This window comes from Oceanobacillus halophilus (assembly GCF_003628505.1).
In the GTDB taxonomy this organism is placed as follows: domain Bacteria; phylum Bacillota; class Bacilli; order Bacillales; family Amphibacillaceae; genus Oceanobacillus; species Oceanobacillus halophilus.
Window position 1 is genome coordinate 98,060 of the sequence record NZ_RBZP01000001.1, and the last position, 20,344, is coordinate 118,403.

Below are 20,344 nucleotides of genomic sequence, written 5' to 3' on the forward strand. Positions count from 1 at the left end.
TTTGTTGCTTTATCGAACGTTAAGTTGCATAATGGTCTATAAAAGAAAAAACACCCATAAAAAGGATGCATTAATCTGATTTTGTAATTTTAAGTATTTTTAATTGATCATTCTCAAATCCTATCTCAAAAGTAACTGGGAATGTCTCGATTTTTGTATCATGATCTTTCTGCAGTTTCCTTTCTGCTGTTATACTTAAAGCTACTTCGATATTGTTTTTATTGGTATTACTTTTTAAATCGTCGTATTTTAGATTAATAATATTTATATAATTATCACGAAAATCAGCATAAGAAGTTTCAAGTTGTAATGGACTTCCGAGTAGGGCGTATGCACTAACATAGTCTCTCATTGTTATACTCTCTAGGAAATAGTTTACTACGTATTCAGCATCTTCCAATACCAAATCAGGTTTCTGAATACTAATTATATCTGAAGTGCTTGCAAACTGTAGGTCATCGTTTTTTACTTCGTTAGACCATTGTTCAATTTGATTAATGACCTCTGCTATAGGTATACTAAAACCGATAAGACCATCTTCCGTTCCAACTGAATTTATACCAATAATTTCCCCAGTGTCACGTTTAATTAATGGTCCTCCACTATTTCCATGGGTAATTGGAGCGGAGATTTGGTAGACATTGTTATAGTCAAATCCATCTACAGAGAAATTACGGTCTTTACCAGAAATGATGCCAAGTGTTACCGTGTTGTGAAATCCATGCGGGCTTCCAAGTGCTATTACTTCATCACCGATCTCAGCAACTTCCTCTTTTTCTATTGGGAGTGATTGTTCACTGGCAAGTTGTGGAACACGAATGACAGCAATATCCGTTTTTTCGCTGATACCAACTACAGCTGCAGGGTAGACTCGCGCATTTGCTGTACGAACATTCAATACATCTGCTTCGTTTATGACATGGGCGTTGGTTATGATATCTCCCTTATTATTATAAAGAAAGCCTGACCCAGTGATCGTGTTTGATTCGTTCTTCCCCTCAATTTGAATGACATTTTTTTCAGCTTCATGAACAATCGATTGTAAATTTAGATTATTACTATCTGTTGTAACTTCACTAATGGATGGGTTATTAATTGAAATTAATTGTGAATTTGATTTATTAATGGTTATTATCACTCCAGTGGTTCCTATAATAAGAATGATGATGGTGAGTAAAATAGGGTAGGATTTCTTTTGACGCATTTTGTTTCACCTCAATGTATGATGCTTGATTAATCGGTGTACCATGTAATCTTATCAACCTTTAGTTTTACATCAGAAACATTTTCTGTTAATTTGTAGTGGGTAAACTCAAAGTTTCCTTTTTCTTCTGGATAAAGTGTATCAGGATAAACAAACACCTCGTTGGATAAAATTTCGGTATCACTTTTTGATAGAAGAGAATATTTTACTAGCACTGAATTAATAGGTATGGTTGCAACACTTTCTACTTCACCTACAACCGTGATATTTCCGCTATCATCTTTTTCAGTATTCGCAGAAACTAAACTAACAGCATCGGTTTCATTGAATTCTTGATCAGCTTGTGCAATAGTCATTGCTTGTTCTATTCTGTTTTGCTGGGCTGTTTCAAATGCTGTTTTTTCTTTATCAATTGTTGTTTTGAGACTATTAAGCTTTTCTGAATCTGGTGCATATTTTAAAGCATCCTCAACAAAAAGATAGGCATCTGAGAAGTGATTGTTAGTTATGAGTTCACTAGCCTTTGAGAAAGAGTAGTCAATAATTTGGCTGCGAATGGTCTCTGTAATACCTTCTGCTTTTTTTCCAACTGCTTCTGCATCCCATAATAGTGTCTTTAATTCATCAATACTCGGATTTTTATCTAGATTGTTAGATAGTTCTGCAATTTTTATTTCATCATGATTATTTTTTATCTGATTAATTAGTTCATTAACAGCAGCGCCTTTATAGTTTTTTAAGTTATTTTCAGCTGAGTTGAGCATTGCTAATGCTTCTTGAAATTCTTGTTCATCTGATAGTTTTTTTGCATCGTCAGTCATTTTTTCAATACTAGTTGCATTGGATGCGAAATCTAATGCGATTTGTGCTTGGGGAAAATGACTGTGCAGTTGAATCGCTTGTTCAAAATCAGGAATTGCTTCATCATAATTCCCTTCTAATACTTTTTCTTCCCCCGAGTTGTAGAAATCCTTTGCATCAGCGATTCTATTTTGTAATAATAGCTGGATTATGCTAAAAGTCAAAATTACTAGAATGGAAACCACAATTGGGATAATCCAGTATTTATTAAATGGTTTCTTTCGGTTCATTCGATCATCTATGTCTGTTGGTAGTTTCTTCCCGCAATTAACACAGAAATGTTCGTCTTCTTTAACGCTTGAACCACAATTAGGGCAATAATACATTGTTTCACCTCAATTTATCCAGGTTGATAGTTATAATCATTTCTGGGATTATTTAAAAGTCTGCAAAAACGAGGGAGGGGTTTGATAATTATTACTTAGGTCATTTATATTCTAAGAGTATATTTATCAGGCGCCAACCAATTCGTTTTGTAGCTTTTTAATTAAGTAGGAGTTGTTAGAGATTCCTGATTTATTTAATTCAGAATAGTTAGCCCTCGCTTTCACTTATGAATGTTTTTTGCTGGCATTCGCTCCGGCAGAATACTTGCTTTCCGCGGGCACGGCCTCAGCCTCCTCGGAAGAAAACCACTTCCTTGAAAAAGAAGAGCACTTTTTCTGCGTGCGATGTTTCACTGACGAAGCTTTCCTTGTCCTGCGGGGTCTTCGGACACGTGCTGTTCCCACAGGAGTCTACGTATTCTGCCTCCGCTATGATATACCCTCTAGATATTTTTAAAGCTATAGTCTATAATGTCGCGCTTGGGGCAGTTGTTCCTCGTAAATAGAATTACTCTAGTTAAAATCAAGTAGCGCATGTTTAGCAGTATTCTGAATTAAAGTTTTCAACAGTCTATGTTAAAATACGACTTAACTATAAAAGCAAATCTATTAGACAAGGTACCTTCTTTTTAAATAGTATTTCTATAAAATATTTTAACATATAATTACTTTATTTAGTGTGCGTGAATGGTATATGATAAAGAGGAGAGCATTTTTGTTAATTTCATGTTAATTTACTTGAAAGGGGAGAATGATACATGACAGAATTAGAGGTAATTTTTGGGATTGTTTGTTTTGGTATTCTTGCAATGAATATAAGTTTTTCAATATTAGATAATGAAAAATAAGAAAAGAAGGGACAGTCGTTTGACTGCCCCCTCTGCACATATATTATTTCGTTCTTTCCCATTCTGAAATAGGAAAAATAATGATCTCAGATTTTCCAATAATTTCGCTTTCAAGGATAAGGCCTAGTCCATTTCGGCTATCCTTACTAATTGCTCGATTATCACCCATAACAAAGTAATTTTCATCAGGAATGGTCACGGGACCATAATTGTTTGTTTGTAACTTTGCTTCTTCCGTAAGAAAGTTTTGGATATATCTTTCACCATTGATAAGTAATTCACCATCTTTAATTTCAACGGTTTCACCTGGTAAGCCAATAACTCTTTTTACATAGTTTTTTGTTGGTCTTTGAATAATAACAATATCACCACGATCAGGTTCGTCAATTAGATATACTAGTTTATTAAAGATAACTCTTTCACCATCTTGAAGAGTCGGACCCATGCTTTCACCTTCTACAATAGATGTTGCAAAAATAAATGTCCGTAAAAACAGAGCGATTAGTATAGCAATTATAATTGCCTTTCCCCATTCCAGCCACTCATTTTTCTTTTTCGTTTTTATTTCTGCCAAAAACGACATTCCTTCCCATATCAGTATATTACTTATAGTAGCATAGTCACACGTAGTAATCGACTATTAAATTTTATCCTATATAAAATCAGATAATTTACTGAATAAATTAAATTGATAGAAATGCTTGTCAATTACTGATTACCTGTGCTAAAGTATAAAAGGGACTTGCAAAGGAGGTTTAGTAACCAAAAATGAATTCCAGCCATAATCTTTTAATTAAAATTGAATATCTGCGAAAGAAAATGACCAAAGTTGCACTTAGTAAAGGCTACACAGACCTAGAATCGGTTGCCATTAGTCAGGAACTGGACAGGCTGTTAAACCTCTATGAAAAAACAAAGGAAAAGAATAACTAGTTTTTCCTAATAATAACATTAGATTGAAATCCTTCTGAACAATCCTTCCATCAAAAGAAAAGAAAGTTGTAGAAACTACTGTACTCTTTTCCTTTTAGATAGTCCCAATACTAAAGTTGAGAAACGTCTAATCTCATTCCTTGCCTTCCATCACTTACTTCACAATTTTACCTTATTATTCTTTGGTAATACTTGCCCTCAAATCTTCATAGCTATCTTCAAACTACTTCCTTAATACGTTAATTCCAGATTATTTCGAAATGTATCTCATTTAGGTGGTATTATCATTTTCAATGGTATGTATTCATAATTATATTTTGAAAAGTGAAGTCTGATGCATTCCTTCTCAGTTCTTAATCCATTGTAACATCTTTATTATCATGCATTGTGAACGTTTTCGAAAGTAATCACTAAACTACCTTTTTGCGAATTGTAATATTTTAATAAAATGTTCAAAAAATTTGATTTAATATTTGAAAGAAATAGGGTATAATAGAACTAGAACATATTAAGGAGTGTAGCAGATGAGACCCAAATCATTAAATTTTGAACAATTAGTAAAACAAAATAAACAGGAATTATTAGATGATGAAAGCAGTATTAATCAAATCGAATTACGATTGGAGAAAAAACATAAGAAATTACTAGATCTTCATAAAGAAGATGAAAATGAAAATGTTAATGTATAATTAAATCATACTATATAAAAAAGACAGGAAAGATTTTATTATCTTTCCTGTCTTTATTTATTCAAGCGTTAACTAATGTTCCGATGACGTAACTTATCTTGATTCTTACCTTTATGTTGTACTAATATTACTGCACCGATGATAAATAGCATTCCAGTCATTTGAATCAAACTGAATGGTTCATTAAAGATCATAATGCCAATAATAGTAGCTACAACTGGTTCTATAGTTGATAAGATAGAGGCTTTAGAAGCTTCCGTTCTTTGGAGTCCAAATGTATAAATAATGTATGCTGCAGCTGTTGGTAAAAATCCTAACCCAAAAGCATAAAGGAGAATAGTAGGATTAACTAGCAGGAATCCCTTTTCCTGAAAAGGGAAGAAGGGTACTAATGTTAGAGTCGCAACGACAAATGTATAGGTAGTAATGGTCAGGCTTGAATAATACTGTAGCGCATATTTACTAAAAATACTATACAACGCATAACCTAATGCTGAGCCTAAACCAAATAAAATTCCACTTAGGCTAAGGATCTCTATATTTAATGGAATTAAGCCTACTACTAAGCAAGTACCTAAAATTGTAATGATAAGAGCAAATAATTTATTCTTAGTAAAGGACTCTTTAAAAAGAAAGTAAGACAAAATCGAAACAATCGCTGGGGCGGTATACAGCAATGCAGTTGCAATTGGAATGGTTGAGATTTCCATTGCCGTAAATAAACAGTAGTTAAAGAATATGATACTTATAATTCCAGTTCCTAAGAAATATTTAATATCTGGTAACTTACGCAGTTTTAATTTTTTTCGTGAAGTAACTGCCATGTATAGAAGTAATAGAATTGCCGCTGTACACACTCTCAAGGTTACAACTTCCATTGGAGTAAAACCATAATCATATAAGTTCTTTACATACCAGCCAATAGTTCCCCATAATGCTGCCCCAATAATAATGTACATAAATGCTTTATTCAATAATCTCCCAACCCTTCTCGTTTCCGTTGCATTATGAATCTTTTATCTGAAATTATAACAAATCTTTGAAAATTAATAAGGGAAATTGTATAGATTTTTATTTTGCGGACAGAATGAAAAGTAAAAGAAGTAGGGTTTAGTTAGGGGATGATAGGAAAAATGCTATTTTTTATTAAATTTTCACATCTTTCAGCACTAGGTGTAAAAGAAGAATATCTGTATTTTATCCTCATATTTTTAAGTGCAATTTTAATCTACTTCATAGTAAAGCCTTTTGTTCAATGGTTTGTAACTTTGAGATCTACGAGGTTACTAAGTTATATTGTTAGCAGTTTGCTAGCTATCAGTTTATTTTTTGTCGTTGTATTATTAGTACCGGATATTACATCGTTGTTATTCATTCTCCTGGAGATGTTAATGCAGGTTTTGGCATTGTTTGGTTTAAGTTTAATATTGTACTATGGTTTTAAAAGATTTTCAGGGAAAACCTGATGTGTATACAATGCAAAAGCGTGAATTTTTTCCAAAATGATACATCTTCTATAAAAAAAGCTTAGACATTGTCTAGGCTTTTTTATCTGATTACCGTATTAGAAGTATGAAAAATCAAAACTTTCGACTCTTTTTTGTTAGTGGCCATTCCATCTTCCCAAGAGATGAGGGTGTATAATAGGAAGAGGTGTATCTTCGTTTGACTGATTGTTGTTTTTTCGCAGGCTTCCAGTCTATATAATTATAGACAATCTTTTTAGCTTTTGATAAAGACATCTTTGTTTGAGGATTTCGATAATTTTGATCAAGTGAACCTAAATGTTTAAGTTCTTTGAAGTCTTCTTTAGTTGGGGGGATATGAAAATAATAATCGTCAACTTTAACTAATAAGGTAGAGTGCTGATTACTAAACTTTGGGTGATCAGAAAAGTGAAGTCCAATCTTGTTTGCGCGCTTTTCTTTTAATAATTTGCTAATAGTTTCCTTCTTAATATAGTATAAATGTTTAGGTTCGGGAGCGGTTTTCGCGTGACGATTAATCGTATACAATGCTTTAGCAAGTTCTGCTAAGGAGATTCTAGATTCTTCCATTACATGTTGTCCCTCCTTTTAAAAGAAATATTTGTATTATCTTTTTCAAGTCTATCGTATCGCAAAGCTTGTCCATGTGCAAGAAAAAAAAGAACAACTATTGCTGTTCTTCTTAGATTTAATAATATTTAAGATTCATTTATTTTTTTGAGGTCAGAAATAATCGAAGGTATTTCACTAGAATTTACACCACTGTAATTTTTAACTACTTCCCCTTCAGGGCTAACTAAAAAAAAGCTTGTGCCGTGCGTTACCTGATTAGATCCTTCCGGTGGTTCAGATACAAGATTCTTAAAGGATTTGATGGATAATTCTTTAATAGTTTCAAAGTCGTACCCGGTTAAGAACGTCCAGCTTGAAAAATCAGCTTCATAACTTTCTCCGTAGTTTTTTAAGACTTCAGGTGTATCGTTTTCGGGATCGACACTAAAGGAAATCAATTGAACATCTAGGTTCTCTTCCTTGATTTTATTTTGCAATTGAGACATATTAGCCGTCATCGGAAGGCAAACCGTTGTACAGTTAGTAAAAACAAAATCTGCTATCCACCATTCACCTTCTAAATCACTTAAACTTAGCTTTTCATTATCCTGAGTAGTGAACTCAAAGTTCGCTACATCTTCAGACATGTTTGTTTCTATTGGGTATCCACCACAAGCTACTAAAATTAAAATGAGACCTAATACTACTAATTTCCCATACTTCATCACAATGCTCCTTTCATAGCTGAATCAATATGTAAAATAAATAAAACTATATATAGTATAACATTCTAGCTGTTTAAATAACAAAGTCATAGTTAAAATGTTATGAAGATATTATGAACATTTTCAATGACGGTGTCTGAGCAAATAAGTACATACGAACCGTATAACAAATAGTCTGGATTATTAATATAATCCAGACCAATCATTTTATCTACAGTTTGTTAGAGTGAAAAAGGGCCCAATAGTTTTAATTTAACCTCTGTGAGACAATGTATAGACATGCAATTCTGGTCTGCAAAGAAAACGATAGGGGAGACGAGTTGTGCCAATACCACTGTTAACATATAATGCAAACGAATCTTGTTTTAGTTGATATTTTCCTTGTACGTATTTCTCAGCGTAGGCCGGAGTATATAAATGACCTATAAAAGGGAACCTAACCTGTCCACCATGACTATGACCAGACAATTGTAGATTTACCGGATATTCCATTGCTTTATCTGCAAAATCAGGTTCATGTGCTAGTAATATGGTAAAAAGATCTGAGCTAACATTTCTTAATGTAGCATCTATGTCAGGCTTTCCTAACATGACATCATCGATACCTGATATAACAATGCGATCCAGTCCTTTTTCAATAAGAGTGTGCGAATTTTGTAATAATGTAAAACCTGACAACTCCATTACTTCTCGAATTAGTTCTGTACCATATCCACCATGATCATGATTGCCGTAAATCCAGAATTTACCATATTTCCCATGTAATTTTTCAAGTTTTTTCTGTAATTGACTATATTGATTAAATTTATTTGGTTTATCGATTAAATCTCCAGTGAAAACAATCATGTCTGGATGCAGTGAATTAATCTTGTCTATTAACTTATCCAATTGTTCGATTGAATAATGAAAACCTATATGTGTGTCAGAAAACTGGACAATTTTAAAATCCTTAAATTGTAATGGGATAGCATTTGATTGAATGGTTTCTTCTTGTATCTTTAACATATTTGGTTCCAAATCTCGTGCGTAAAAATAACCACCACCACTTAAACCCAACACAGCAAGGATACTTCCCAGACCTCTTTTTAAAAAGGTGCGTCGATTCATAAAAACAAACCTTTCTCATATACCTCTTAATTGTTTGACTATTTTATATTTTTTGTATACTATGTAAGTATACGGGATAATTACAGGGCAATAATTATATTTTAAACGAAGAAAGAAAGCGTGTCAGCTTAGAAATCAACAGACCCGCTTTCTATCCGTGTGTTCTATTGTTAGATTGTATGCAACATTTAATCTCTATTCTTATATAATTTATTATGAACAGTATGGGTTAATCACAGGAAGAGCAATGTTCTATCATTTCTGACTGGGAGCCTTCCATCTGAATCGTGCAATGTGCAATATTAAAGTGATAATAAATTAATTCATTAATTTCATGCAATAAATTGTCTCTATTAATTGATTCTTGCACAACTACGTGACAACTTAGTGTAGGAAATTCAGATGTAATAGACCAAACATGTAAGTCATGGACGTTAAGTACTCCATTTACATTCATAATAGTTTCGGAAATATGATTAATATTTACATTCTGAGGCTTTCCTTCCATCAAGATGTGTAAGGACTCTTTTGTTACTCTAATACCTGAAATAATAATCAGAAATGCAACAACCACACTTGCAATAGGGTCTGCGATGTTCCATCCGAATAAGAAAATCAGAATACCTGCAGTTATTGCTCCTACTGATCCTAATAAATCACCCATTACGTGGAGCAAGGCGCTTCTAACATTAAGGTTTTCCTTTGAATCACCTCGATGCAATAAAAAAGCAACAACAATATTTACAATCAATCCAATACTAGCTATAAACATCATATTTGCATTGACACTGGGTGGTTCAAGAAAACGCCAATAGGCTTCGTAAAAAATAATGATAGAAATAACTATCAGTGTAATCCCATTGATGAAGGCTGCTACAATTTCAAATCGTCTATATCCAAATGTCTTATCTTGTGTCGCTTTTTTTTCTCCAATTTTAAATGCAAATAAGCTTAAACCGAGGGCCGCAGCATCACTTAACATATGTCCAGCATCGGATAATAATGCCAGACTGTTGGTAAGTAATCCACCAATTACTTCTATAATCATATAGGAGAATATAATAATAAAGCTCCAGAAGAGAACGCGTGTATTGGTTGTGTGATTGTGTGCGTGTTGATGATCATGATGGTGATGTCCCATAAGATAACCTCCTATTCGGTATGCTTCGTATGCTCTACGGTCTGTTCTAATAAATTCATTACATGATAATCATCCGGAGAATAAAAGTAATTTGTTTTATCTCTCCTTTTTTTAACAAGATGCAATTGTCTTAAGTACTTCAGTTGATGAGAAATGGTAGACTGGTTCATTTGCAGCTCATTAGCTATTTCACTTACTGAACACTCTTTATTATATAGTAAGTGTAATATTTTCACTCTTGTTGGATCTGACAGAGCTTTAAATGTTTGTGCGACTTTTTCCACTAAATCTTCATTCATTGGTTGAAACATGAATAACACCCCTATACTATATGAACATATGTTCATATTATAACATATGTGACTATTCATGTAATGTGTGTCTTTTGTTTTATTATGGTAAACTTATTATTGTCGGAAAGAAAACGTGTACAGTTTTATTGTTTTAGTTTTTGAAAGGGGAGTTTAAGTATGAGTATGTTACAAGAAGATAGGCAGCTCACAGATATTTCTGTGGCTAAATTAATGATTCCCTCTGAAAAAGTAGCACACGTACAGATGAATAACCCATTAGAACATGCATTATTAGTATTGGTCAAATCTGGATATGCTGCTGTTCCTGTATTAGATTCAACTTATAAATTAGCAGGAGTTATTGGTAAAACGGTCATTTTAAATCAAATTTTGGGCATGGAACGATTTGAAACGGAAAAACTTTCGGAAATACGGGTCAAAGATGTGATGAATCAAGATATACCTACTTTATCTAAAGATGATAATCTATTGGATGGATTAAATTCAATGATTGATCATGCTTTCGTCTGTGTTGTAGATAAACATAACTATTTTGATGGGATATTAACTAGAAGAGCTATTTTAAAAGAGCTAAAAAAAGAAATATATACTTCAAAACTTTTTAATAAGTAATTACTATTTTGTCATTAGTATGATCTGATCACATTCTTTCCAATTGAGATATTGCATATTTTGTATGAATTAGTAGAAACTAACTCTGTAAATCTCAATTAGAGGAGGAAATACTTATGGCACGTATTGGAGTAGAAGGGACGCTGACAGATGTTAAGGCAGCTTTAATGGAAATGGGTCATGAAGTTGTTGATCTTAGATCTGAATCGGACGCAACTGGATGTGACTGCTGCATTATTTCCGGTCAGGATAAAGATGTAATGGGTATGGCTGATGTCAGTACAGAAGGATCAGTTATTAATGCACATGGATTAGCGGCACAGGATATTGTTCAAATGGTTAATCAGAAAATGACATAAATGAGTGATTAGAAATAAGAAACAGACTCAGTTATTCTGAGTCTGTTTTTTTGTCTATATATAATAAAGTCTATATATTGCACAAGATATTTTCAATGATTTAGTCGAAAAACGTCCCACAAATTTTTAAAAAATTTAAATAAAACTATAGCAATTTATTTCGGAAACCGTTATATTAGTAGTTACGGGAAAACAACATCAGGAGGGGGAATGAGTTTGAATACATTTAAAAAGTTAAAACAATATTATTGGCCGCATAAGAAATTTTTATTTTGGTCATTATTCTTTTTAATTTTTGTCACTGCAATAACGGTTGTGTATCCGATTATTCTTCAAGTTACAATCGATGAAGTGGTACTGCAAGACAGGTATGAGTTAATACCCTATATTTCTATGATATTTCTTGGTCTGATGGTATTAAAAGGTATATCAACTTTCTCATTTCAATATCTGGGTGATATTTTTGGGATGACATCTGTTTATAAACTTCGTGAGTCTTTGTATGATAAATTACAGTCATTGGCATTCAAGTTTTATGATAATGCCAAAACAGGTGATATTATGTCACGCTTAACCTCTGATGTTGAAGGGTTTCGTTTCTTTCTTTCTGCAGGATTTGCAGAACTGATACGAATCGTTACATTAATTAGCATTAGTTTAAGTGTGATGTTCTATTTTTCTATTCCACTTGCCTTTGTCACAATGGCTGCAATGCCTTTTCTCATTATTGTTGTTTTGCAATTTGATAAACGTGTACACCCAGCATTCAGAAAAGTAAGAAAGTCAATGGGAAGTCTTAATACACGAATTCAAGAAAATGTTAGTGGAATAAACACGGTAAAGTCATTATCGAGAGAAGACTTTGAAATTGATCGTTTTTCTACTAGTAATAATCATTATAAACATACGTATTTAGATACTTCAAAAATTTGGTCAAAGTACTTCCCGATGATGGAACTTATAGGGAATATTAGTGTGGTAGTATTGCTTGCATACGGTGGAATGCTCGTCATAAATAATAATTTAACTTTAGGAGAACTCGTTGCTTTTTTTAGTTTGGTTTGGTATATCTTAGGACCGTTGCAGAACTTCGGATTTGTTATCAACCAATTTTCTCAAGCAAAAGCATCTGGGGAACGACTGCTTGAGATATTAGAAGCGAAAGAAGACATTGAGGAAAAAAGTGATGCAATAGAAGTACCGATTAAGGGCCATGTTTCTTTTAAAAATGTCACGTTAACCTATTCAGAAAATGACGATTCAGCATTAAAAAATATAAGCTTTGAAGCACCGAAAGGGAAGATTATTGGATTAATAGGTCCCACAGGTTCTGGTAAAACAAGTATTACTCAATTAATTACTCGTTTTTATGAACCAGAAAAAGGGGAGATTCTTATTGATGGGAGACCGGTGGCTGATTATAAGCTAAAGGCATTACGCAAGAATATTGGTTTTGTCTTACAAGAACCTTTCCTATTCTCTACAACTATAAAGGAAAACATTTCTTATGGAAATTCAGACGTAACAGATGAACAAATAGTAGATGCAGCTAAACGTGCCCAGGCACACGACTTTATCATGAGCATGCCAGATGGATATCATACGATTCTTGGCGAACGCGGAATGGGGCTTTCTGGTGGGCAGAAACAACGAATTGCAATTGCAAGAGCTATTTGTATAAACCCTAGTATTCTAGTCTTGGATGACGCAACGAGTGCGGTAGATATGGAAACAGAGTTTGAAATACAAAAAGCATTAAAAGAGGTTATGAAAGGAAGAACTTCATTTATCATCGCTCATCGAATCTCGTCCTTAAAACATGCTGATGAAATTTTAGTACTGAATGATGGTGAGATTGTAGAGCGTGGTACACATAGTGAATTATTAAGTAATAATGGTGCTTATGAAAATATATATAATATCCAATATCAAGATAAGGAAGAAATCTTAAAGCCAGCAGGTAATCACTAAGGAGAGGTGGCGTTATTATATGGGCAAGACGAAAACAGGTAAAAAGAGTCGTCATTCAAATAGATTCCATTATACTGTAGATACCGCAATCGAAAAGCCCTTTAATTGGAAGCAAATGTGGCGGTTGCTGCAATATGTAAAACCATACGCACGGACTTATTTGCCAGGTGCCATTATTGCAATGCTTATATCAACAATAGTACGATTAAGTGTTCCGGTTCTTGTTGGTAAAGTAGCAATTGATATTGCCATTCTGCAAAGGGATACGAACCTACTAACGAACCTAGTTATTGGGATTGGAATATTGTATGTACTAAATTATGTGGCAAATACATTTCGAATTAAATGGGTCAATATTTTGGGGCAAAACGTCATTTATGATTTGCGCCAGCATTTATTCTCGCATGTACAACGGTTGTCACATCGTTTTTTTGATACACGTTCTGCTGGTTCCATTCTTGTTAGAATTTTAAATGACGTAAACTCGTTACAAGAACTTTTTACAAACGGGATTATTAATTTATTGATGGATATGGTCACATTAATAGGAATTTTGGTTATTTTATTTGTTTTAAGTCCACAGCTTGCAATAGCTGTTGTGGTGGTTATACCGTTAATGTTTTATATCTCAACAAAACTTCGAAGGAAGATTCGTCGCTCATGGCAGCAGGTACGTATTCATCAATCTCGTTTAAATTCTCATTTGAACGAAAGCATACAAGGAATGCGTATTACGCAATCTTTTTCACAGGAAAAAGAGAATGCAGAATTTTTCGATGGAGTAAATTCCGGATATTTTCATAGTTTTCGGGATGCAGCGAAGAAAAGTGCAGCTTTTCGCCCACTTGTTGATTTGAGTGATGCAATAGGAACTATTATATTAATCGCTTTCGGGGCATATTTAATTTTATTAGGTGAAGAAAATGGTGGTATTGCTATCGGTACATTTGTATCCTTTGCTTTTTTCTTAGGTATGTTCTGGGAACCAATATCCAGGTTGGGACAAATGTATAATCAATTATTAATGGCCATGGCATCCTCGGAGCGTATTTTTGAATTTTTGGATGAGCAGCCTAACGTAAAAGAAAAAAATAATGCCTTTGAATTTACTAATATGAGAGGGCATATTGAATTTGAAGATGTGGAGTTTTCTTATGACAATGGCCGTACTGCGCTTGAAAAGATTTCATTGGAGATGAAAGAAGGGCAAACAATAGCTTTGGTTGGACATACGGGTAGTGGTAAATCAACTATTGCTAATTTAATCAGTCGGTTTTATGATCCAACGAATGGGTCTGTGAAGATTGATGGGCAGGATTTAAGGGATGTGAAATTGGATAGTCTTCGCAGTAAAATAAGTGTAGTATTGCAAGATACATTTATTTTCTCAGGAACTATTATGGAAAATATTCGTTTTGGCAGACCTGATGCCACTGATGAGGAAGTTGTTGAGGCGGCCAAAGTAGTAGGAGCAAATGATTTTATCCTTCGTTTAAATGATGGATATTGGACAGAAGTGGAGGAACGAGGTAACATTCTGTCTGCTGGTGAAAGGCAGCTTCTCTCATTCGCAAGAGCTCTTTTAGCAAATCCAAGTATTATTATTCTTGACGAAGCAACAGCTAGTATAGATACTGAATCGGAAGTAAAAATTCAAAAAGCACTTAAGAAACTCCTAAATGGGAGAACATCCATTATTATCGCACACCGTTTATCCACCATTCGAGAAGCGGACAATATCTTTGTTTTGGAAAATGGAAAAGTGCTTGAAAATGGAAACCATAATGATTTAATGAATCAAAGAGGCAAATACCATGAGCTAGTTAAATCACAATTTCAAATGTTGGATGCGATATAATTTTGCCATATTCCGTTACGGGTATTGAGCAGTATTTTAAATTTAAGATATAAACAGTCTATATAAAATGTAAAGTAAAGTCATTTTAAAAGCAACAATCTTATAGAAAAGGTTCTAGGATAAGTGGGGGAGAGGGGATAAATAAATTATTTATTTGCTTCTTTTCCTTTTTTATTATGATAAAATGGTGACATTGATATATACATAAAAAGGTGTTTCTCGGAGGAATTGTAATGAAGAAAAAAGAATTTGCTGTAATTGGTCTTGGACGTTTTGGAGGAAGTATTTGTCGTGAATTAAGTGAAGAGGGGATGCCGGTATTAGCAATTGATAGTGATGAAGACAAAGTAAATGAATTTAAGAACATAGCTTCTCACGCCGTAATTTTGGATTCAACCGATGAAGATTCTCTTAAAGAAATTGGTATCTCAAACTTTGAACATGTAATCGTCGCTATTGGAGAGAATATCCAAGCCAGTATCTTAACTACAGTTATTTTAAAAGATTTAGGTGTAAAAAAAGTGACTGTAAAAGCACAAAATGATTATCATGAAAAAATATTAAATAAAATCGGTGCTGATCAAGTGGTTCATCCCGAACGTGATATGGGAAAAAGACTGGCACATAACTTCATATCCAATAACATCTTAGACTACTTGGAATTATCTGATGATCACAGCATTGCGGAAGTGAAAGTCGGGAAGAAGATGGTAGGTAAATCTTTAGTCGAACTTGATATTCGTGCTAATTATGGATGTAATGTTGTTGCTATCAAACGAGGAAAGGAAATTAACGTCTCACCTCAAGCAGATGATGCACTAAGAGGAGATGATGTTTTAATTGTGATAGGAGCTGATATAGATTTATCAAGATTCGAAAAACATCTTGTTATCGATGACTAATGATTAGGTGTTAAAAGAATTAAAAGAGGGATTGCATTTTGCAATCCCTCTTTCTTATATTTCCATTATTATTGGCAGTACCATTGGTCTGCGTTTTGTTTTTTCATATAGGAAAGGAGCAATGGTATCTGTAATTTCATTCTTAATCTCAGACCACTGACTTGTCTTTCTTTCCATAACTTTATCCAAGTGTTTAGATACTAGTTTTTGTGCTTCATTTATTAGATCTTCAGATTCTCTCATGTATACAAATCCACGAGATATAATGTCTGGTCCAGCAGCTATTTTAAATTCTTTCATATTTATGCTGACAACTACAATAACCAGACCTTCTTCAGATAAGATTCTGCGGTCTCTTAGAACAATATTTCCGATATCTCCAATACCACTACCATCAACATAAATGGAAGCAGATGGAATTTTTCCTGCAATGGAAGCATTATCTTTACCTAAGGCAAGGACATCACCGTTATCCATTACAAAACAATTATCTGGATCAACATCACAGGATGTAGCTAGTTTTACATGCTCTTTTAACATTCGATATTCGCCATGAATAGGCATGAAATACTTTGGTTTGATTAATCGCAACATAAGTTTTTGCTCTTCTTGGCTACCATGACCAGATGTATGGATATTGTTTAGTTTTCCGTGAATGACATCAGCGCCTGCACGGTATAATTTGTTGATAATCTTAGACACACTAATGGTATTTCCAGGGATTGGAGAAGAAGAAAATACTACAGTGTCTCCAGGAATTAGTTGTATCTGTCTGTGTGTACCATTAGCTATTCTGGACAATGCTGCCATTGCTTCCCCTTGAGAACCAGTACATAAAATGGTTACCTCATGAGCTGGTAATCGATTGATTTGATTTCCATCTATAAAGGTTTCTTTTGGAACTTGAATGTAGCCTAATTCCTGTCCCAAGTTAATGGCATTTTCCATGCTTCGTCCAAATACAGCAACTTTACGGTTGTGTTTAACAGCTGATTCAACAACTTGTTGCAATCGGTAGATATTTGAAGCGAAAGTAGCAAAGATTAAACGTCCATCAACACGACTGAAGATATCATTAATACTATCTCCTACTATTCTCTCGGACATCGTAAAGCCAGGTACTTCACTATTTGTGCTGTCAGAAAGCAAGCATAGTACTCCTTCTTTTCCTATTTCAGCCATTTTTGTTAAATTAGCAGGTTCACCAACAGGGGTGAAGTCAAATTTGAAGTCACCTGTATGCACGATATTGCCAGGTGGGGTTTTGACAACTATCCCAAAAGCGTCTGGAATACTATGAGTAGTACGGAAAAACGCTACAGAGGTTTTACGGAATTTAATAACATCATCTTCTTGAATAGTAGTTAACTTTGCGTTTCTTAATAATCCATGCTCATCTAATTTATTGCGAATTAATCCTAGGGCAAGTTTTCCAGCGTATATAGGTATGTTAATCTCACGCAAGAGGTATGGTATTCCACCAATATGATCTTCGTGTCCGTGAGTAATAAACAATCCTTTAATTTTATCCTGATTTTGTACGAGGTAAGTAAAATCAGGAATTACATAATCTATACCGAGTAATTCATCTTCAGGAAATTTAATACCTGAGTCAATAATGATTATTTCATCCTGAAATTGAACGGCATACATATTTTTTCCGATTTCGCCTAATCCACCTAATGCATAAATAGCTGTTTGATCATTTTTAACGAATTTCATTATTTATACATTCTCCAGTTCAAAGTCTTCGGATTTCTTTTCGTATTCTAAATGAGCCTCGTCAAGTTGCTGGATATGTTCGATATTAATTTTATAGCCTTTTTCAATTAATTTGTCACGTACTTGGCGGACGGATTCTGCTTCTACGTACAGACTTTTAGTACGTTCTCGAACAGGTATCTCATCCGCTAATTCTTGATATAATACTTTAAATATCATTTCATCTCTCCTATCAATTTCTTTTTATTTAGTAATTATGATGTGTTATTAAATATCCGTTCCATATAAGTAAAGTTAACCTGCTAAAGTTATGGTACTTGTGAAATACTTAATAAATAACCTGGTTATAAATGGCCTTGTCCATATCCAACGGTCTGTTTGCAATCAGTCATTTGGACTATTCACGTTAAGCAGCTACATTCCGTCCGTGGCTACATGGATACATAAGTCATCTATAGAATATTGATTGGTAAATTTAATGGTAGTCTTTTTCAAAAGTAGTAGGTACACGTCCTTCTTTTCCTAAAAATTCCTTCCAACGTTTCTTGAGCTTTTCTTTAAGGCGTTTTAACATGATGATGCACGTCTCCTTTCAAATAATCAAGAAAAGCAATAAAAAACATCTACCGTTCCAATCCCTCTTAATATATATTATAGTATGTTTCTGGAAATATTGAAATAAAAATCCATTATTTACGGAAAAATAGTTATTATTACTTAAAGGGGATTTTGCTATTTCTAGGTTTTACTAACTTAAGATATTTATGCATATAAATAATATCTAGCAGAAAATAATTAGAACCCTTAAAAAAAGTGCCCGCAATCGGACACTTAAAAAATAACTATTCAATTGGTACAGAATTTTCTGGAACATGAAATGGATTCTCTTTATTGATGTGGTCATAGAACATTATTCCATTTAAATGATCAATTTCATGCTGGAATACAATAGCAGGATAGCCTTTTAAGCGTAGTTTTACAGGATTGCCATCCTTGTCTGTTGCAGTAACAGTAATTCTTCTGTGACGGGGGACATAACCTTCTACTGGTCGATCAACAGATAAACATCCTTCCCCACCAGCTAAATACGCACCTTCTACAGAATGACTTATAATTTTCGGATTGACTAGACCGTAGCTGTATAAGTTACCATCAGCATCTTCAAAGTGGATTGCGATAATACGCTTTTCAATTCCTAATTGTGGTGCAGCTAAACCTACACCTGCGCGTAAATTATATTCCTTTGCAATTTCTTCATCCTGACTATTCTTTAAGAACGTTTGCATATCATCTAATAATTGCTTTTCCTCGTCGTTAATCGGAAGGGGAACTTCTTTAGCCACAGTTACTAGAGATGGATGCCCTTCACGAACGATATCTTTCATTGTAATCATGTTTCATACTCCTCTATCTAATTTAGATTTGATTAAACACAAAAGGATTTCTTATTTTATTTTGGTAATTTCGCAAGCTCCTCGTGTAGACCTATGTCAATTCAATATTTTAACATATGTTAATTAGAAAAATCATATATTTGTACGAGAAGGCTATCTCATTGAACTAATTGTTGTATGATTTATGATATACTGTAAAACATAATTAAAGTAGTAATGGTATGCTGGAGGGATAAAAGTAAGTGATATTAAAAAAAACGAAACAGTTATTGGTGATGATAGGTATTATAGTAGTTTTATCTGGATGTAATAGTGAAACGATTGAGGAAAAAATGTACACACATTTAGAAGAAGCAGTTCGCTTGGAAGCGGAATTTGAAAAACAGCAAAACGAAATTACAGAATTGGAACGGAAGGAACAACAGATTTATAGTCAAATTATAGATTTGGATATGGATGAGTTTGATCAGATTACTGAATTGTCACAAGAAGCGATACAAATAATAGGTGAAAGAGCAGAGTTAATTGATTTGGAGAAGGAAAGTATTGATTCATCTGAAAGTGAGTTCAAAGAAACTGAGGGTCTTATAAAAGAAATTAAAGATGAAGAAGTTAAAGCTAAAGCAGAAGAAATGTTCGAAGTGATGGAAGAAAGGTATAGATCCTATGATCAACTGAATGAAGCATATATAGTCTCCTTAGATTTAGAAAAGAAATTATACGAAATGCTCCAACAAGAAGATTTAGAGCAAGACGAACTTACAGAACACATAAATAATATTAATGAAAGCTATCAAGAAGTGTTGGAGGCTAACGAACAGTTTAATGAGTTTACAGTTGAGTACAATAATCTAAAAAAAGAATTCTATGAAATAGCAGGAATTGAAGTAGATTTTGAAGAGAACCCAACTTCAGATGAAGAGAATGACAATAAATAATATGAAAAAGGGACTAATTTCATTTTTTTTGGAATCAGTCCTTTTTTTGTTGAATTTCAAATGAGAATAAATAGGATGCTTGATCATTTATAATTCCATGTTGTTACAACTTATATTAATACAGTTTTTGTCACTTATTATAACAGTTTTTTGATTACGGTGTTTGTGAAATGGGTATCCTGATAGTGAGTCTATTGACAAATGAAATAAAATGAAACAAAGTAATTGACCTTTGCTCATGATTACGATATATTTAGTTTAGTTAATAATTGTACCAGTTATTTTTCGGTAGTTTTTATAACAGGTTTACATACGCACCGATTTTAGAAGTGATTTAAAAACAAGAAAAAGGGTACAAGAATTATAAATAAGAAGTACAGTTTTTTCGTTTTTTGGAAAAG

At 33.5% G+C, this 20,344-nt stretch carries 20 protein-coding genes and 1 pseudogene; 9 read left to right on the forward strand and 12 right to left on the reverse strand.

All coding sequences use genetic code 11. The annotated features are described in order from the left end of the window. Nucleotides 1-70: 70 nt before the first annotated feature. The 3 genes from D8M06_RS00545 to lepB form a co-directional block, all read right to left on the reverse strand. Complete coding sequence (locus D8M06_RS00545; RefSeq protein WP_121202408.1) at nt 71-1,204, reverse strand: S1C family serine protease; 1,134 nt, start codon at nt 1,202-1,204, stop codon at nt 71-73. 29 nt (nt 1,205-1,233) lie between these two features. Continuing rightward, on the reverse strand, nt 1,234-2,391 hold the full coding sequence (locus tag D8M06_RS00550) for a zinc ribbon domain-containing protein (protein ID WP_121202409.1): 1,158 nt from the start codon (nt 2,389-2,391) through the stop codon (nt 1,234-1,236). 891 nt (nt 2,392-3,282) lie between these two features. Then, nucleotides 3,283-3,804 carry a signal peptidase I gene (gene lepB / locus D8M06_RS00555; RefSeq protein ID WP_241558807.1) on the reverse strand — a complete coding sequence of 174 codons (522 nt, stop codon included), beginning with the start codon at nt 3,802-3,804 and terminating at the stop codon, nt 3,283-3,285. 203 nt (nt 3,805-4,007) lie between these two features. Between lepB and D8M06_RS00560 the strand changes: the two genes are divergently transcribed. Together D8M06_RS00560 and D8M06_RS00565 are read left to right on the forward strand one after the other, a co-directional pair. Continuing rightward, nucleotides 4,008-4,172 (forward strand): aspartyl-phosphate phosphatase Spo0E family protein, encoded by a 165-nt coding sequence (locus D8M06_RS00560; RefSeq protein ID WP_121202411.1) that lies wholly within the window; start codon nt 4,008-4,010, stop codon nt 4,170-4,172. Between the two features lie 524 nt (nt 4,173-4,696). Next, nucleotides 4,697-4,861, forward strand: coding sequence for an FbpB family small basic protein (locus tag D8M06_RS00565; RefSeq protein ID WP_121202412.1), 165 nt, complete (start codon nt 4,697-4,699; stop codon nt 4,859-4,861). A 68-nt stretch (nt 4,862-4,929) separates the two neighbouring features. Here D8M06_RS00565 and D8M06_RS00570 read toward each other — a convergent pair whose 3' ends face one another. The 6 genes from D8M06_RS00570 to D8M06_RS00600 all read right to left on the reverse strand — a co-directional run bounded on the left by D8M06_RS00570 (nt 4,930) and on the right by D8M06_RS00600 (nt 10,184). Further along, nucleotides 4,930-5,835: a DMT family transporter gene (locus D8M06_RS00570; protein ID WP_121202413.1), complete on the reverse strand. Its 906-nt coding sequence runs from the start codon at nt 5,833-5,835 to the stop codon at nt 4,930-4,932. 606 nt (nt 5,836-6,441) lie between these two features. After that, nucleotides 6,442-6,918, reverse strand: a complete 477-nt coding sequence (locus D8M06_RS00580) for a YkyB family protein (protein WP_121202415.1) — start codon at nt 6,916-6,918, stop codon at nt 6,442-6,444. Nucleotides 6,919-7,046: 128 nt separating this feature from the next. Beyond that, the gene (locus D8M06_RS00585) at nt 7,047-7,625 is read right to left on the reverse strand and encodes an SCO family protein (protein ID WP_121202416.1); all 579 of its coding nucleotides are present in this window, start codon (nt 7,623-7,625) and stop codon (nt 7,047-7,049) included. Nucleotides 7,626-7,877: 252 nt separating this feature from the next. Further along, nucleotides 7,878-8,732, reverse strand: coding sequence for a metallophosphoesterase (locus D8M06_RS00590; protein ID WP_121202417.1), 855 nt, complete (start codon nt 8,730-8,732; stop codon nt 7,878-7,880). 229 nt (nt 8,733-8,961) lie between these two features. Next, nucleotides 8,962-9,873 carry a cation diffusion facilitator family transporter gene (locus D8M06_RS00595; protein WP_121202418.1) on the reverse strand — a complete coding sequence of 304 codons (912 nt, stop codon included), beginning with the start codon at nt 9,871-9,873 and terminating at the stop codon, nt 8,962-8,964. An 11-nt stretch (nt 9,874-9,884) separates the two neighbouring features. Beyond that, nucleotides 9,885-10,184 carry an ArsR/SmtB family transcription factor gene (locus tag D8M06_RS00600; RefSeq protein WP_158591717.1) on the reverse strand — a complete coding sequence of 100 codons (300 nt, stop codon included), beginning with the start codon at nt 10,182-10,184 and terminating at the stop codon, nt 9,885-9,887. A gap of 159 nt (nt 10,185-10,343) precedes the next feature. On the opposite strand from D8M06_RS00600, the gene cbpB reads away from it, so the two are divergent. From cbpB to D8M06_RS00625, 6 genes and pseudogenes are all read left to right on the forward strand, one after another. After that, a complete protein-coding gene (gene cbpB, locus D8M06_RS00605) occupies nt 10,344-10,799 on the forward strand; it encodes a cyclic-di-AMP-binding protein CbpB (RefSeq protein ID WP_121202419.1) in 456 nt (151 codons plus the stop codon). Between the two features lie 116 nt (nt 10,800-10,915). Further along, the gene (locus D8M06_RS00610; protein WP_121202420.1) at nt 10,916-11,158 is read left to right on the forward strand and encodes a YkuS family protein; all 243 of its coding nucleotides are present in this window, start codon (nt 10,916-10,918) and stop codon (nt 11,156-11,158) included. A 210-nt stretch (nt 11,159-11,368) separates the two neighbouring features. After that, nucleotides 11,369-12,229: pseudogene (locus tag D8M06_RS20375) on the forward strand (ABC transporter transmembrane domain-containing protein); the annotation flags it as partial. A gap of 9 nt (nt 12,230-12,238) precedes the next feature. After that, the gene (locus tag D8M06_RS20380) at nt 12,239-13,129 is read left to right on the forward strand and encodes an ABC transporter ATP-binding protein (RefSeq protein WP_421904160.1); all 891 of its coding nucleotides are present in this window, start codon (nt 12,239-12,241) and stop codon (nt 13,127-13,129) included. 19 nt (nt 13,130-13,148) lie between these two features. Next, nucleotides 13,149-14,987: an ABC transporter ATP-binding protein gene (locus D8M06_RS00620; protein ID WP_121202422.1), complete on the forward strand. Its 1,839-nt coding sequence runs from the start codon at nt 13,149-13,151 to the stop codon at nt 14,985-14,987. A gap of 233 nt (nt 14,988-15,220) precedes the next feature. Continuing rightward, complete coding sequence (locus tag D8M06_RS00625) at nt 15,221-15,889, forward strand: potassium channel family protein (RefSeq protein ID WP_121202423.1); 669 nt, start codon at nt 15,221-15,223, stop codon at nt 15,887-15,889. Between the two features lie 54 nt (nt 15,890-15,943). Here the strand turns inward: D8M06_RS00625 and rnjA are convergent, their stop codons facing one another. The 3 genes from rnjA to def form a co-directional block, all read right to left on the reverse strand. Next, the gene (gene rnjA, locus D8M06_RS00630) at nt 15,944-17,611 is read right to left on the reverse strand and encodes a ribonuclease J1 (protein ID WP_121202424.1); all 1,668 of its coding nucleotides are present in this window, start codon (nt 17,609-17,611) and stop codon (nt 15,944-15,946) included. A 3-nt stretch (nt 17,612-17,614) separates the two neighbouring features. Then, nucleotides 17,615-17,830, reverse strand: a complete 216-nt coding sequence (locus tag D8M06_RS00635) for a DNA-dependent RNA polymerase subunit epsilon (protein WP_121202425.1) — start codon at nt 17,828-17,830, stop codon at nt 17,615-17,617. 623 nt (nt 17,831-18,453) lie between these two features. Then, complete coding sequence (gene def, locus D8M06_RS00640) at nt 18,454-19,005, reverse strand: peptide deformylase (RefSeq protein ID WP_121202426.1); 552 nt, start codon at nt 19,003-19,005, stop codon at nt 18,454-18,456. 242 nt (nt 19,006-19,247) lie between these two features. Here def and D8M06_RS00645 point away from each other — a divergent pair, with 242 nt between their 5' ends. Further along, nucleotides 19,248-19,943 (forward strand): YkyA family protein, encoded by a 696-nt coding sequence (locus tag D8M06_RS00645; protein ID WP_241558781.1) that lies wholly within the window; start codon nt 19,248-19,250, stop codon nt 19,941-19,943. Nucleotides 19,944-20,344 lie beyond the last annotated feature (401 nt).